Source organism: Profundibacter amoris (assembly GCF_003544895.1).
Taxonomy (GTDB): Bacteria; Pseudomonadota; Alphaproteobacteria; order Rhodobacterales; family Rhodobacteraceae; genus Profundibacter; species Profundibacter amoris.
In genome coordinates this window covers 193,697-207,006 of the sequence record NZ_CP032125.1, presented here as the reverse complement: position 1 = coordinate 207,006, position 13,310 = coordinate 193,697, and the positions used below count along the sequence as shown (strand labels likewise).

The following is a 13,310-nucleotide window of genomic DNA, read 5'->3' as shown; positions in this document are numbered from 1 at the left end:
CCCCGCCGCGGAAAACCTTATGCTTCCGGCGGGGATATTTATGCGAAAAAGAAACCCTGATTTAGATTTGTGGGCGGGAGGATTGTTGGCTTATGCAGCGGTTTGTTTGGAAAGCTGCACCGCCAGTATCCCGCCTGCAATGATCGCCACGCCCAGCACATCCATCAGACCTATCTTTTCGCCCAACAAAAAGGCCGCGATCGCCACGCCGAAAAACGGGTTCAGGAAATGGAAGGTGGCGGCGCGCACCGCCCCGATCCGCGCAACCAGCGCGAACCAGATCCATGTGGCCAGCAGGCCTGGCGCAAGGGTGGTGTATATGAATGCCAGCACCAGCGGCCATGTAGGATTGACCTGTATGGTTTCCAGAAACAGCGAGGCCACGGCCAAGAACGCCGCCCCGACGAACATCTGCAAACCCACAATCATCATCAGATTGCCGCCGCTGGAGGCCCCACGCATGGACAGGGTGGCGATGGTCAGCGCGATGGTGCCGATCACGCATAACCCGATGCCGAACATGTCGACCCCGCCGTTGATACGCGACCCCATGATGATTACCACCCCGATCATGCCTGCGATCAGGCCCAGAACGGCAATCGGCTGTAGCCTGTCACGGTAAAACACCCAACCGGCAAATGCGACCATCAGCGGCATAACCGAAGCGATGATCGAGGCAAGCGAGGCCTCAATGGTTTGCATGGCGTAGAAAAACAGCCCCAGATACAGCGCGTTCTGGCACAGGCCGAAAATGAAGGTCGCGCGCCACTGGTCGCGGGTCAGTTGCCATGTCTGGCCCATCAGTCGCGCAAGCATCACACCCAGAATACCCGAGATGAAAAACCGCAGCGAAAGCGAGGCCAGCGGCGGGGCGTTGGCCACGATGATCCGCGCCGAGGAAAAGGCCGACGACCAGATAAAGGCAAAGCTAAGCCCCATAAAGATTGCGCGAATGTCCATTCCTGTGTCCCACGAAAAAGGGCCGCCCCGTCGGGCGACCCTATCGGTTTTCCATTCAGGCGCAAGGCCCGCAGGATATTAGCCGTTTACGCTGTCTTTCAGCGCCTTGGCGATTGTCATTTTGACAATTTTGTCGGCAGCTTTTTTCAGCTGCTCGCCAGTGGCGGGGTTGCGCACCATGCGCTCGGGGCGCTCGCGGCAATAGATTTTGCCAACGCCGGGCAGAGTTACTGCACCACCGCCGGAAACTTCACGGGTGATGATCGCAATGATCGCATCCAGCGCGCCGGATGCCGATTTCTTGTCTGTGCCCATTTCTTCGGCCAGAGCGGCTACAAGTTGGGTCTTGGTCATTGGTTTCGTCGCCATTTTACAGGTCTCCTTGTTCTGCCCGCGTTATCTTGGGCCTCATTGGGCGTATTTAACTGAATGTTGGGGGCAGGCACAACGATTAGCTGTGCCTTTTCCCCTTTTTTTGCCGATTTTATCTGGTTTCAGGCGAAATTACAGGAAAGCGGTCTCTTCAAAGCTGCGTAATTTGCGTGAATGGATGCGTTCCAGCGGCATTTCGCGCAAGGATTCCATAGCGGAAATGCCGATTTGCAGGTGGCGGGCGACCTGTGTGGTGTAAAAATCGGACGCCATACCGGGTAATTTCAGCTCGCCGTGCAGGGGTTTGTCGCTGACACATAACAGCGTTCCATAGGGCACCCTGAAGCGAAATCCGTTGGCCGCGATTGTTGCGCTTTCCATATCCAGCGCGATGGCGCGGGACTGGGACAGGCGTTGCACGGGGCCGGAATCATCGCGCAGTTCCCAGTTGCGGTTGTCCAGTGACGCCACCGTGCCGGTCCGCATGATGCGCTTCAACTCGAACCCTTCCAGTTTGGTCACTTGGGCCACAGCCGTTTCCAGCGCAATCTGGATTTCGGCCAGCGCGGGGATGGGCACCCAGACGGGCAGGTCATCATCCAGAACGTGGTCCTCGCGCAGGTAGGCATGGGCCAGCACAAAATCGCCAAGGCTCTGGGAATTGCGCAGGCCCGCGCAGTGGCCGACCATCAGCCACGCATGGGGGCGCAGCACCGCGATATGGTCGGTGGCGGTTTTGGCATTTGACGGGCCGACACCGATATTGACCAAGGTAATCCCGCCGCCGCCTTTGCGTTTCAAATGGAAGGTCGGCATTTGCGGCTGTTTTGCGGGCAGCGGCATCGGGGCGTCTGCGTCCGTTATTTCCACATTGCCGGTGCCGACAAAGCTGGTGTAGCCGCTATCGGGGTCGGCCAGTTGGGCACGGGCGTAGGCCTCGAATTCCTCGAAATAGAACTGGTAGTTGGTGAACAGGATGTGATTTTGGAAATGCTCGGGTTTGGTGGCGGTGTAATGGGACAGGCGGGCCAGAGAATAGTCAATCCGCTGGGCGGTAAACGGTGCCAGCGGGCCGGAGCCGTCGGGGTTTTCAAAGCCGAAACCGTTGACGATATCATCGTTGGTAGTGGACAGGTCCGGCACGTCAAAGACATCACGCAGGGGGAAATCCATCGCACCCTCTTGCGGCACGGTTACGTTGGCTTCGTTGGCGACGGCGAAATGCACCGGCATCGGGGTTTGCGACAGGCCGATAGAGACCGGAACACAGTGGTTTTCCAGCAGCAGGCCGATTTGCTGTTCCAGATAGTAACGAAACAGATCGGGGCGGGTGACTGTGGTGGCGTATGTGCCGGGTTCGGACACATGGCCAAAGCTGAGGCGGGTATCGACCTGCGCATAGCTGGTCGTGGTGATGCGGATTTCGGGGTAGAACGCCCGCATCCGCCCTTTTGGCCGTTTGCCACCAAGAGTGTCGGCGAAATGCTTGCACAGAAATTCTGTCGAGGTGTTGTAAAGCGCGCATATCCGGTCAACGGCGGCACGGGCGTCGGTGAATTCCTCGGTCGTGATGGCGGGCGGGGTCAGAGTGTCGGTCTCTGTTATTATTTTTCTCATTTATTATCCTCAAACAGGTCGGTCAGTTCAAATTTGGTGACATCCACCAACCCGAGATCGGAGATCCGCAATTCGGGGATTACCACAAGGGCCAGAAGGGAATGTTGCATATAGGCATTGTTGACGGTGCAGCCGCAGGCAGCCATGGCCTCGACCATCTTTTGCGCGGCGGCGGCGACTTCTACGGCGGGGGCATCGGACATCAGGCCAGCGATGGGCAATTGCACCAGTGCCAGCTCGCGTCCGTCCTGCCAGACGGTAATCCCGCCGCCAACTTCGCCCAGACGGTTGGCGGCCAGTGCCATATCCTCGCGTGATGTGCCGACCACGATCATATGGTGGCTGTCATGGGCAACGGAACTGGCCATTGCCATCCGCCCCTTATAGCCAAAGCCCGAGACAAAGCCGTTTACCACCTCGCCCGTGGCGCGGTGGCGTTCAACCAGCGCGATTTGGCAGACATCGTTTGCCTCGTCACTAAGAACCAGCCCGTCCTGCACATCCAGCTCAGCCGTCAATGCCTTGGTCGGGGCCTGATTTTCAACCACGCCGATCACCTTGGCCTTGACCGCGTTGGCGCCTTCGGGGGCTTTGATTTCAAAATCGGCAGCTTGCAGATGTTTGCCCAGATGCACGGTGCCGCGGGCATCGTCGGGCCAATCCAGATGCGGGCAGTCCACCTTGATTTCCCCCGCCTCGGCCACAATCACCCCACGGGCGATCACGGTTTCAATCGGCAGGGTTTTCAGGTCCGAGGTCAGGATCAGATCGGCGCGGCGGCCCGGTGCGATGGACCCCAGTTCGCGTTCCAGCCCGAAATGGGTGGCGGTGTTGATGGTGGCCATTTGCAGCGCGATCAAAGGTTCACAGCCACAGTCAATCGCATGGCGCACCACGCGGTTCATGTGGCCGTCATTGACCAGAGTGCCGGAATGGCTGTCGTCGGTGCAGAGGATAAAGTTGCGCGGGTCCAGTCCCTTTTCGGTCACGGCGGTGATCTGTGTTTCCACGTCATACCACGCCGACCCCAGCCTCATCATGCTGCGCATCCCCTGACGCACACGCGCAATCGCGTCGGCTTCGCAAACGCCTTCGTGTTCGTCCGCCGGGCCGCCCGCGACATAGGCGTGGAAGGCGGGGCCAAGGTCGGGGCTGGCGTAATGCCCGCCCACGGTTTTGCCGGCGTTCTGGGTCGCCGCGATTTCGGCCAGCATTTTCGGATCGGCATTGATCACACCGGGGAAGTTCATCATTTCGCCCAGACCGATGATGCCGGGCCATGTCATGGCCTCGGCCACGTCTTCGGGGGTGATTTCATAGCCGGTGGTTTCCAGACCCGGCGCCGAGGGGGCGCAGCTGGGCATCTGGGTGAAGATGTTGATCGGTTGCAGCAGGGCTTCGTCATGCATCAGGCGCACGCCGCGCAGGCCCAGAACATTGGCGATTTCATGCGGGTCGGTGAACATCGACGTGGTGCCATGCGGGATGACGGCGCGGGCGAATTCGGCGGGGGTTAACATGCCCGATTCGATGTGCATATGCGCATCACACAGGCCGGGGATGATGTAACGCCCCTCGGCCTCGATCACTTTGGTGCCCTCGCCGATGCAATGCGACGCATCCGGTCCGCAATAGGCAAACCGCCCGTCGGCGATGGCAATGTCATGATTTTCAAGGATTTCGCGGGACTGGACGTTCACCCATTTCCCGCCGCGAATAACGGTATCGGCCGGTGCGCGTCCTGCCGCGACAGCGATCAGGTTGGTAGCGGATTCCGGCCATGTTTTGAGAGTTGTATTTTCCATTTACCTATTGTCGTCAGATTTGCGGATGATGCAAGCCCTGAAAACGCATGGCGGGTATGTAGGGGGTAACCATTTGATAATGCGCCGAAATCATATCCATTAAACCGGTTTAATGGATATGTCCCGTTGCCATATTTGCCCTGCCGCTAGCGGCCGCCATCGAAAATGTTTTCCAGAACATCCCGAAGCAGCTGTTCCGCCACATCATCGCGACCAGTTGATTGCGGCTGAAGCACGGGTTCCACTGGCGCTGGAGGAGCAGGCTTGATCATCGGCAGGGGTTTTGGTTCGATCCCGTCCAATACCCGCACCATGGTTTCATTCCAGATGCTGGCCGGCAGGCCGCCGCCGGTCACACCCTTTAGTGGTGTGTTGTCATCATACCCCATCCAGATGCCGGTGACGTAATCCGCCGAAAAGCCGATGAACCACGCATCGCGCGCCTTTTGCGTGGTGCCGGTTTTCCCCGCCAACTGCCAGCCGTCAATCCGTGCGCGCCGTCCGGTGCCGCGCTCCACCACCTGATTCATCATATAGGTCAGCCCGCGGGCCGCCTGCTCGCTGATTACCCGTTCGCCATAGCCGCCTTCCTGTTTCATCACAGGTTCGGAATCCCCCTGAAGGCGCAGTTCAATCAGCCCGTAAGGGGTAACACTGCGCCCGCCGTTCAGGATGCCGGCATAGGCGCCGGTCATTTCGATCAGAGTGGACTCAGACGCGCCGAGCGCCAGCGCCGGGCCTGCCGCCAGATCCTCGCGGATGCCGAAACCGGTGGCAACCGCCCGCACCGCATCGCGCCCCACGCTTTCGGAAATGCGCACAGTGGCGGTGTTCAGCGACCGCATCAGGGCTTCGGTCAGGGTTACGCGGCCATAGTATTTTCCGCCATAATTTTTCGGCGTCCACGGGCCGGAACCCGGGATGTTGATGGTCAGCGGGCCGTCCATCACATAGTCATTCGGGCTGTATCCCAGATCAAGGGCTGCGGCGTAAACGAAGGGTTTGAAGGTCGATCCGGTCTGGCGCAACGCCTGTGTGGCGCGGTTGAAGGCGCCCGACACCTTGGTCTGGCGTCCGCCAACCATCGCCCGCACGGCACCGTCTGCCGACATGACGATAATCGCCGCCTGCGCTTTCGATCCGGCGCTGACCTTGGTTTCAAAGATGTAGGACAGCGCATCTTCGGCCGCGCGCTGGATGCGCGGATCCAGCGTGGTGCGGATGATCACATCCTCGGTGGTGTCCTTGGTGAAAAACGATGGGCCACTGCTCATCACCCAGTCGGCGAAATAGCCACCAGCGCGGGCCTGCGCGGCCTTGGACAACACGGCGGGGTTTTCCCGCGCCTGTGCGGCCTGTGCGCTTGTCAGGTATCCCTGTTCTTCCATCAGTTTCAAAACCGTCAGCGCCCGATCCTGCGAGCGTTGCAGGTTGTTCGTCGGGGCATAGCGTGTCGGTGCCTTCAGCAGACCGGCCAGCATCGCCGCCTCGGCAGGGTTCACATCGCTGGCGGATTTCCCGAAATAGCGCTGCGCGGCGGCTTCGAACCCGCGCGCACCGGCACCCAGAAAGGCGCGGTTCAGGTAAATCGTCAGGATGTCGTCCTTGGAATATTTGGTTTCAAGCGCCAGCGCATAAACCGCTTCCTTGATCTTGCGCCACAGCGAGCCTTGGCGGCAATCATCCTCATAAGCCTTTTCCGTGTCCCATGCTTTTGGATCAAAGGGTTTGCCAAGACACAGCAATTTCGCGGTTTGCTGGGTCAGGGTCGAGCCGCCGTTGCCTGACAGCGGCCCGCGACCGGCCGCCAGATTGATCTTGATGGCACTGGCCACGCCACGCGGGCTTAGGCCGAAGTGGCCGTAAAAGCGTTTATCCTCGGTCGCGATGACTGCGTTTTTCAGATGCGGCGAAACCGTGTTTGCCGTGACAATCCCACCAAACAGATCCCCGCGCGAGGCAAAGCGGCGGTTGTCGCGGTCCAGCAGAATGACCGAGCCGCGCACACGCCCATCAACCAGTTGTTCAACGGAAGGCAAGGTGGAGTAATAGTAAAACACCCCCGCCCCGACCATCACACCGACCACAGCCGCAACACGCCAGCCGATCCGCCACATCATCCTCAGGATCCAGCCGAATACGCCCAGAAAGAAACCAACGATCGGGTTGAATTTACGCTTGGTCCGGCGGGTTCTGCGCCGTGTTGTCTTGCGGGCGGCGGGTTTGCGGCCTGCCGGTTTGCGTGCCGGTGCCGTTTTCTTGGCCGCCGGTTTGGATGTTTTGCGTTTGCCCGCAGCCGGTTTGGCCGCCGGATAGCGTTTGTCGGCCACCAATCGGCCGCGCTTTTTACCTGTACCACTCATTCGTCACCCTATCTGGTGCTTGCCTGTTTTTTGCCAACCTACACCGGCAATACAGAATTGTAGAGGGGGTAGTTCGCATTGTGTGGCGTTAAGTTACTGCTTAATTTTTAGGCGACAACCCGTAATTGCGCATAAATTGTGCGTTATACCCCTATTCCCCAATGGAATAACGCTCCGGTTGCTTGAGAATCACGGCCACACGCCCGTTTACCTGAACGCATAATTCGCAGGATGTCTGCCAAACACAGGGAAAACGTCGTGAAACTGATCAAAGCAATTCTGAAACCCTTCAAGCTGGAGGAAGTCCGCGAGGCGCTGACCTCTATTGGCGTGCGCGGCATGACCGTGACCGAAGTCAAAGGCTTTGGCGCGCAATCCGGCCACACGGAAATCTATCGCGGGGCGGAATACACCGTGAATTTCGTGCCCAAGGTGATGATCGAAATCGTGGTCGCCGCCGATGTGGTCGATCAGGTGGTCGATACCATCCAGAACACCGCCCGCACCGACAAAATCGGCGACGGCAAGATTTTCGTGCTGGATGTCGAACAAATCGTCCGCGTGCGGACAGGGGAAACCAACGAGGACGCGATCTAGGCCTGCCGCGCCGGATCGAACAAGGGGAACTGGAACAATGAATTTTCGCAATCTTACACTGGCAGCAACCGGCACGGCGCTAACAGCCACCGCCGCCTCTGCCGAAACCATGGACAAGGGCGACGTGTCCTTCATGATCTTTTCCACCGTGATGGTGCTGTTTATGATCCTGCCGGGTCTGGCGCTGTTTTACGGTGGGTTGGTGCGCAGCAAGAACATGCTGTCAGTGCTGACCCAAACCACGATGATCACCGCGCTGGTGATGGTGGTCTGGGTGATCTACGGCTATTCCTTTGCTTTCGGCGGCGGCTCCAGCCCGTTCTGGGGCGGCACGGGCAAACTGTTTCTGGCCGGTGTGACAATGGATTCAATGGCGGCGACATTTACCGACGGTGTGGTCATTCCCGAATTCGTGTTCATCGCCTTCCAGATGACATTCGCGGCGATCACCCCCGCCCTGATCATCGGCGCCTTTGCCGAGCGGATCAAATTCAGCGCGGTGATGGTGTTCACCCTGCTGTGGGTCACCTTTGCCTATTTCCCGATTGCCCATATGGTTTGGGACGGGGCCGGTTACATCTTTAACATGGGCGCGCTTGATTTCGCGGGCGGCACGGTTGTGCATATCAACGCCGGTGTTGCCGCGCTGGTTGGCGCAATCGTGATTGGCCAGCGCAAGGGCTATGGCAAAGACATGATGGCGCCGCATTCGATGACGCTGACACTGGTTGGCGCGGGCATCCTGTGGGTTGGCTGGTTCGGCTTTAACGCCGGTTCCAATCTGGAAGCCAACGGCGGTGCCGGTCTGGCGATGATCAACACCTTTACCGCCACGGCCGGTGCGATCCTTGGCTGGACCATTGTCGAAGGGTCGATCCGTGGCAAGGTATCCCTGCTGGGCGCGGCGTCTGGCATGATTGCCGGTCTGGTTGCCGTCACCCCTGCGGCCGGTTCGGTCGGCCCGGTGGGCGCGATTGTTCTGGGCGCCGGTGCCTCGATCGTTTGTTTCTTCTTTGTCACCACGGTGAAAAACAAGCTGGGCTATGACGACAGTCTGGACGTGTTCGGCATCCACGGCGTTGGCGGTATCATCGGTGCAGTTGGCACGGGTATCTTCACGGCACCATCACTGGGCGGCATCGGGGACGCAGAATACGACATGGTTGGCCAGACCCTGATTCAGGCACAGGCCGTCGGTATCACCATCGTCTGGACAGCGGTTGTATCCTTCGTGCTGTTCAAAGCCATCGACATGACCATCGGTCTGCGCGTCTCGGAAGAAGACGAAGCCCGTGGTCTGGACCTCGCTACTCACGGAGAGGCCGCTTACCACAACTGAATTACCGGTTGAAACGAGTGGACAGAGAAAAGCCGGCGGGGGAAACCTCGCCGGCTTTTGGATTGTGGGGCGCTTCATGCTATGACAAGCGCACCCATGCTGGGGAAATCTCTGTCCCCCATCCAAGCGCATACCCAAAGTGGATATTCATCTCGCCAACCGGTTCGATAAAACGCGCATTCGCAAGCGGGCCGGCATCAATTGCTTCGAATTCCAGATCCGTGACCATGTCGGCCACCGTTTTCTTGGCATCCGCATCATCCCCGGCAAGCAGAACCTGAACAGCCGGATTTCCCTGCCGCACCTCGAACGGAAGCGCCTGCCAGAACACGGTATTAAAGGCCTTCACAACATGTGTGCCCGGGGCGAGTTTGGCGATTTCCTCGGCGGCCGAGGTGGTGTGCCCGATCGTCAAAGCCATATAATCGGGCGTGATCGGATTGGTGATGTCCACCAGTATTTTTCCGGTCATATCGCCCGCCTCTTTGATTGCCGCTGCGGCGGCATCATACGGGGTTGCAAGGATCACGATGTCGGCGCCTGACACCGCATCAGCGATGGTTTTTCCCTGCACCTTGCTGCCGATTTCAGCGGCCAGTCGTTCAGCCACTTCAACATCCTTGTGCGCAAGTGCAACGTTTTGACCTTTGGCAGCGAACAGGCGGGCGAGACCAAGACCCATGTTGCCGGGTCCGATAATTGCGATATTCATGATTGTTTCTCCTTAATTTAAATCATGCCCCTTTTTCATTCATTCACCTGTTGCGATAAATACTTTGTTTTGTCATATACTAGGTATCTGAGGTATCGAATGGATCGATTAAAAAGCATCGAGGTTTTCGTCAAAACCGTGGAGGCCGGATCATTTGCGGGCGTTGCCGCGCAGTTCGGTTTGACCGCACCGATGGTCGGTCGCCATGTGCGCGCGCTTGAGGACAGCTTGGGAACCCAGCTTCTGAACCGGACAACGCGCCGCCATTCCCTGACTGAAGCCGGGCGTATCTATTATGAAAGGTCCAAGGCAATTCTTGCCGAACTGGAGGCCGCTGACGCAAGCGTTGCGCAGATGCGATCTGTCCCGCGGGGTGTTCTAAGGATCGGGGCGCCGGTTATTTTTGGCTCGGCCTGCCTTGCGCCTGTCTTGCCCGAATATTTTGCCGCCAACCCAGAGGTGCGGGTTGAAATGACGCTGAACAACCGTGTCTTTGATTTGCTGGACGAAGGCTATGATCTGGTCATCCGGACGGGCAGTTTGCCAGATAGCGGCCTGATTGCGCGCTCGCTTGGGCCTTACAAGCTGGTTGCCTGCGCATCCCCTGAATACCTTGCGCGAAATGGAACGCCGACCCATCCAGAGGATCTTGCCTCACATGCCTGTTTCGGGTTTCGTCCGGGGTCTGAATTTGACACTTGGTATTTTACCAGCCCCGAGTCCGGCGATGATGTGATCCCGGTTCAGGTGACTGGCCCGATGGCCGCGAATGACGGCCATGCGCTTCGCGAGGCCGCGCTGGGTGGTGCCGGAATCGTGCTGCAAGCCGAAGCATTGCTGTCACCCGATCTGAAAGCGAGCCGTCTGGTCAGGGTGCTCGAGAACTATCCCCCGCAGGCATTGCCCACGAGTGTTCTGTATTCCCCGACCAGAGCAATCACACCGAAACTGAGAAGCTTTATCACCTTTTTGACGGCCCATTTTGGAACCGCGAATAGGTGAGAACGTGCACCACAGTATTGCGCGGAATCAAATCCCCGTATCGATAATCGCCTTGGCCAGCACCGGAATCGTGGCCTCGTTCAGACCGGCGATGTTCATGCGGCTGTCACCGATCATATAGATCCCGTGCTCGGCCCGCAGGCGTTCGACCTGTTCGGGCGTCGCCCCCAACCGCGAGAACATGCCACGGTGCTGGGCCAGAAAACCGAAGCGGTCCGACCCGGAAAGGCGCTGCAACTCGCCTGCCAACTGGGTGCGCAGGGCCAACATGCCAAGGCGGACGTTTTCCAGTTCTTCCATCCAGTCGTCGCGCAGCACCTTGTCTTGCAGGATCATCGTCACCAAACGCGCGCCGTGGTCCGGCGGAAAGGAAAAATTCTGGCGGTTCAGAAATGCAAGTGTGCTTTGGGCCAGCGGTTTGTTCCCCGCTTCCTGCGAAACCGTCATCAGGATGCCGGTGCGTTCACGGTAGATGCCGAAGTTTTTCGAACAACTGGCGGCGATGATGGTTTCCGGCAGGCTTGAAGCCACCAGCCGCACCGCGGCCGCGTCATCCTCGAGGCCATCGCCAAAGCCCTGATAGGCGATGTCGATGAACGGCACCGCGCCGGTTTTCTGCAAGGAGTCCACCACCTCGGCCCATTGCGCCATGTTCAGGTTGGCACCGGTCGGGTTGTGGCAGCAGCCGTGCAACAGCACCACGTCACCGGCTTTGACACCGGCCAGATCGGCCATCATACCGTCGAAATCCACACCACGGGTGGCGTCGTCAAAGTAACGGTATTCGGCCATCTTCATGCCGACGTATTTGATGATCGAGGGGTGGTTGGGCCATGTCGGGTTGGACAGCCAGATGGTGGCATCGGGGTTGGCCATTTTGATCAGCTCCACCCCCTGCCGGATCGCCCCCGTGCCCCCCGGCGTGGCGGCTGCGGCCACACGGTCACGCGGCACGGCATCGCCCAGCACCAGATCGACCATCGCGTCGCCATAGGCTGGATCGCCGGCAAGGGCGGTGTATTTCTTGGTGGTTTCGACCTCCCACAGACGTTTCTCGGCCTCTTTGATGGCGCGCATGACAGGCGTATTGCCGCTGGCATCCTTGTAGATACCGACGCCAAGGTCGATTTTGTCAGTGCGCGGGTCTTCGCGGAATTTCTGCATCAGTTGCAGGATTTTGTCAGCGGGTTGCGGGGTAAGGTTGGTCAGCATCATGCGTCTCCGGTTACGACTTTCAGATCATTATACATGCCCCATTCGGACCACGATCCGTCATAGACCGAATGCTTGCGGTGCCCGATCCGTTCCAGCGCAAGGCTGGTGATACAGGCGGTCACGCCGGACCCGCAGGTATTGATCACGGGCTTGGACAGGTCCACGCCAGCGGCCTCAAATATCGCCTTTAACTGGTCGGGGGATTTCATTGTGCCGTCCTTGTTCAACAGGTCGGCGTAATAAACATTTCTGGAATTCGGGATGTGGCCCCCGCGCAAGCCCTCGCGCGGTTCCGGTTCTTCACCGCAAAACCGGCCGGGGGAACGGGCATCGACGATCTCGTAGTCACCAAGTTTGCTGGCGGCGGCGACCTGCGTCACATCTTTGACCAGTTGCGCCTGACGTTCAACCGTCATGTGGCGGTCGCGGATAATCGGGGGTATGTCTTCGACCGGCCGACCCTCGGCCAGCCATTTGGGCAGGCCGCCGTCCAGCACGGCGATGTCGGTCTTGCCCATCAGGCGAAACAGCCACCAGATGCGGGGCGATACCAGAATACCGGCGCTGTCATAGACCACCACCTGATGCCCGTCACCAACCCCCATAGCCCGCATCCGCGACATGAATTTTTCAATCGGCGGCGCCATATGCGGCAACTCGGATCGGTGATCGGCCACATCGTCGATGTCGAAATGGCGGGCATTGGGGATATGGACGGCCTGATATTCGGCAAAGGCATCGCGGTCCGGTTCATCCAGAAACCAAGAGGCATCGAATATCCGCAAATCGGGGCTGTCCAGGTGATCAGCCAGCCATGCGGTGGAAACAAGTGTTTTCGGATCGTCGTTCGACATGGGAACCCCTGTTAGCAATTATCCCGTATGGCCTAGCGCGAGGGGGGCACGCTGGCAAGGGATTCGGGCGCCCCGTGTATCAGGGCGCCCGCAATTCTGTTACTTGGCCATCATCTTTTTGACCATGCCGACAACGGCCAGCAGCACACCGCCGCCAACACCGCCCGAGGCAACCTGTCCGACAATCGCGCCGACATCCATGCCGCCGCCGGCCGCCATTCCACCGGCACCAAGCATCCCCAAAATCTTGGCGCCCAGACCGCCGCCAACAACACCGGCAATCGTATTGCCAAGGGTTCCAAGGCTAAGGTTTTTCATCAATCCGCCAGCAACATTGCCACCAACAGCGCCCGATAGCAGGCCAATAATCAATTCCATCATTTACTCAATCCTCCCAAACGGAGCCAATCAATACATGTCTACAACGCGGCCCCGAACGCCGCAGATGCAGCAAGCCTAGCGGGAAATTGACAA

12 protein-coding genes are annotated in these 13,310 nt (G+C 58.8%); 3 read left to right on the top strand and 9 right to left on the bottom strand.

Features of this window, described 5'->3' with window-relative positions; genetic code table 11:
* Positions 1–90: 90 nt before the first annotated feature.
* The 5 genes from BAR1_RS01015 to BAR1_RS00995 form a co-directional block, all read right to left on the bottom strand.
* Positions 91–960, bottom strand: a complete 870-nt coding sequence (locus BAR1_RS01015) for a DMT family transporter (RefSeq protein WP_118941299.1) — start codon at positions 958–960, stop codon at positions 91–93.
* Between the two features lie 78 nt (positions 961–1,038).
* The gene (locus tag BAR1_RS01010; protein ID WP_118941298.1) at positions 1,039–1,329 is read right to left on the bottom strand and encodes an HU family DNA-binding protein; all 291 of its coding nucleotides are present in this window, start codon (positions 1,327–1,329) and stop codon (positions 1,039–1,041) included.
* A gap of 135 nt (positions 1,330–1,464) precedes the next feature.
* Positions 1,465–2,949, bottom strand: a complete 1,485-nt coding sequence (locus BAR1_RS01005; protein WP_118941297.1) for an AMP nucleosidase — start codon at positions 2,947–2,949, stop codon at positions 1,465–1,467.
* Positions 2,946–4,754, bottom strand: coding sequence for an adenine deaminase (gene ade, locus BAR1_RS01000; RefSeq protein ID WP_118941296.1), 1,809 nt, complete (start codon positions 4,752–4,754; stop codon positions 2,946–2,948). Before ade ends, BAR1_RS01005 begins: the two co-directional genes overlap by 4 nt.
* Before the next feature lie 146 nt (positions 4,755–4,900).
* Positions 4,901–7,117 carry a transglycosylase domain-containing protein gene (locus BAR1_RS00995; RefSeq protein ID WP_118941295.1) on the bottom strand — a complete coding sequence of 739 codons (2,217 nt, stop codon included), beginning with the start codon at positions 7,115–7,117 and terminating at the stop codon, positions 4,901–4,903.
* Between the two features lie 258 nt (positions 7,118–7,375).
* Between BAR1_RS00995 and BAR1_RS00990 the strand changes: the two genes are divergently transcribed.
* On the top strand, positions 7,376–7,714 hold the full coding sequence (locus tag BAR1_RS00990) for a P-II family nitrogen regulator (protein ID WP_118941294.1): 339 nt from the start codon (positions 7,376–7,378) through the stop codon (positions 7,712–7,714).
* A gap of 109 nt (positions 7,715–7,823) precedes the next feature.
* On the top strand, positions 7,824–9,053 hold the full coding sequence (locus tag BAR1_RS00985) for an ammonium transporter (RefSeq protein ID WP_323368597.1): 1,230 nt from the start codon (positions 7,824–7,826) through the stop codon (positions 9,051–9,053).
* Positions 9,054–9,132: 79 nt separating this feature from the next.
* Here the strand turns inward: BAR1_RS00985 and BAR1_RS00980 are convergent, their stop codons facing one another.
* A complete protein-coding gene (locus tag BAR1_RS00980) occupies positions 9,133–9,765 on the bottom strand; it encodes an NADPH-dependent F420 reductase (protein WP_118941292.1) in 633 nt (210 codons plus the stop codon).
* A gap of 99 nt (positions 9,766–9,864) precedes the next feature.
* Between BAR1_RS00980 and BAR1_RS00975 the strand changes: the two genes are divergently transcribed.
* Positions 9,865–10,767: a LysR family transcriptional regulator gene (locus BAR1_RS00975; protein ID WP_118941291.1), complete on the top strand. Its 903-nt coding sequence runs from the start codon at positions 9,865–9,867 to the stop codon at positions 10,765–10,767.
* Positions 10,768–10,794: 27 nt separating this feature from the next.
* On the opposite strand, the gene BAR1_RS00970 is transcribed toward BAR1_RS00975, so the two are convergent.
* From BAR1_RS00970 to BAR1_RS00960, 3 genes are all read right to left on the bottom strand, one after another.
* Complete coding sequence (locus BAR1_RS00970) at positions 10,795–11,979, bottom strand: amino acid aminotransferase (RefSeq protein WP_118941290.1); 1,185 nt, start codon at positions 11,977–11,979, stop codon at positions 10,795–10,797.
* On the bottom strand, positions 11,979–12,836 hold the full coding sequence (gene sseA / locus BAR1_RS00965; protein ID WP_118941289.1) for a 3-mercaptopyruvate sulfurtransferase: 858 nt from the start codon (positions 12,834–12,836) through the stop codon (positions 11,979–11,981). The genes BAR1_RS00970 and sseA overlap by 1 nt, the downstream gene beginning before the upstream one ends.
* A 99-nt stretch (positions 12,837–12,935) precedes the next feature.
* A complete protein-coding gene (locus tag BAR1_RS00960; protein ID WP_118941288.1) occupies positions 12,936–13,217 on the bottom strand; it encodes a hypothetical protein in 282 nt (93 codons plus the stop codon).
* Positions 13,218–13,310 lie beyond the last annotated feature (93 nt).

What these genes read in the sequence shown, in the direction of transcription:
- BAR1_RS01015 (WP_118941299.1), bottom strand. Translation starts at nt 960, where the DNA reads ATGGACATTCGCGCAATCTTTATGGGGCTTAGCTTTGCCTTTATCTGG.
- BAR1_RS01010 (WP_118941298.1), bottom strand. Translation starts at nt 1,329, where the DNA reads ATGGCGACGAAACCAATGACCAAGACCCAACTTGTAGCCGCTCTGGCC.
- BAR1_RS01005 (WP_118941297.1), bottom strand. Translation starts at nt 2,949, where the DNA reads ATGAGAAAAATAATAACAGAGACCGACACTCTGACCCCGCCCGCCATC.
- ade (WP_118941296.1), bottom strand. Translation starts at nt 4,754, where the DNA reads ATGGAAAATACAACTCTCAAAACATGGCCGGAATCCGCTACCAACCTG.
- BAR1_RS00995 (WP_118941295.1), bottom strand. Translation starts at nt 7,117, where the DNA reads ATGAGTGGTACAGGTAAAAAGCGCGGCCGATTGGTGGCCGACAAACGC.
- BAR1_RS00985 (WP_323368597.1), top strand. Translation starts at nt 7,824, where the DNA reads ATGGACAAGGGCGACGTGTCCTTCATGATCTTTTCCACCGTGATGGTG.
- BAR1_RS00980 (WP_118941292.1), bottom strand. Translation starts at nt 9,765, where the DNA reads ATGAATATCGCAATTATCGGACCCGGCAACATGGGTCTTGGTCTCGCC.
- BAR1_RS00975 (WP_118941291.1), top strand. Translation starts at nt 9,865, where the DNA reads ATGGATCGATTAAAAAGCATCGAGGTTTTCGTCAAAACCGTGGAGGCC.
- BAR1_RS00970 (WP_118941290.1), bottom strand. Translation starts at nt 11,979, where the DNA reads ATGCTGACCAACCTTACCCCGCAACCCGCTGACAAAATCCTGCAACTG.
- sseA (WP_118941289.1), bottom strand. Translation starts at nt 12,836, where the DNA reads ATGTCGAACGACGATCCGAAAACACTTGTTTCCACCGCATGGCTGGCT.
- BAR1_RS00960 (WP_118941288.1), bottom strand. Translation starts at nt 13,217, where the DNA reads ATGATGGAATTGATTATTGGCCTGCTATCGGGCGCTGTTGGTGGCAAT.